The sequence below is a fragment of the Mangrovactinospora gilvigrisea genome, from assembly GCF_001879105.1.
Lineage (GTDB): Bacteria > Actinomycetota > Actinomycetes > Streptomycetales > Streptomycetaceae > Mangrovactinospora > Mangrovactinospora gilvigrisea.
The window spans coordinates 1-681 of the sequence record NZ_MLCF01000195.1 but is presented as its reverse complement, the minus strand read 5'-3'; the positions used below and the strand labels follow the sequence as shown (position 1 = coordinate 681).

Below are 681 nucleotides of genomic sequence, written 5' to 3'. Positions count from 1 at the left end.
GCCACCGTGCACGCCGCCCTGGACGCCCAGGCCCGCAGCTGGGAGCACGACGGCACCGGCCGCACCCTGCCCCAACGCCGCGCGGATGCCCTGGTGCATCTGGTCACCACCCGCGACGGCAGTGCCCGGGTTGCGGCCAGCGTCGATGTGGTGGTGCCCCTGGACGTGCTCACCGGCCAAAGCAGCCAGCCCGGATCGATCGCGGGCATCGGCCCCGCCCCCGCCTCCGCCGTGCGCAGGCTGGCCCTGGCCAAGGGGGCGACCTGGCGGCGGATCGTCACCGACCCGGCCACCGGCCAGGTGGTGGACGTCGGCCGCAGGCGCTACCGGCCGACCGCCGCGCTGGCCGACACCGTCCGCTACCGGGAACGCCGCTGCACCTTCCCCGCCTGCCGGATGCCCGCCCGCCGCTGCGATGTGGACCACCTCCAGGCCTGGGCCGACGGCGGCTGCACCGACGCCTGCAACCTCCAACCGCTGTGCCGGCATCATCACCGGGTCAAGCACGAGGCCGGCTGGGCCGTGGCGTGGAACCGGCGGACCGGAGGCACCACCTGGACCTCCCCCAGCGGCCGCCGCTACACCAACCACCCCGACGACCTCATCTAGCAAGGTGCACAGGTGAAGGAGAAACCTCCTTCACCTGCCGAGCGGCCCCACCACCGGCCGGGGTGAAGGAGA

General features: G+C 74.3%; 1 protein-coding gene. It reads left to right on the top strand.

Annotated elements, in window-relative coordinates; all coding sequences use genetic code 11:
- Positions 1-609 (top strand): HNH endonuclease signature motif containing protein (locus tag BIV57_RS23165; protein ID WP_139275784.1); only part of this gene is annotated, 609 nt, incomplete at its 5' end.
- Positions 610-681: the final 72 nt, after the last annotated feature.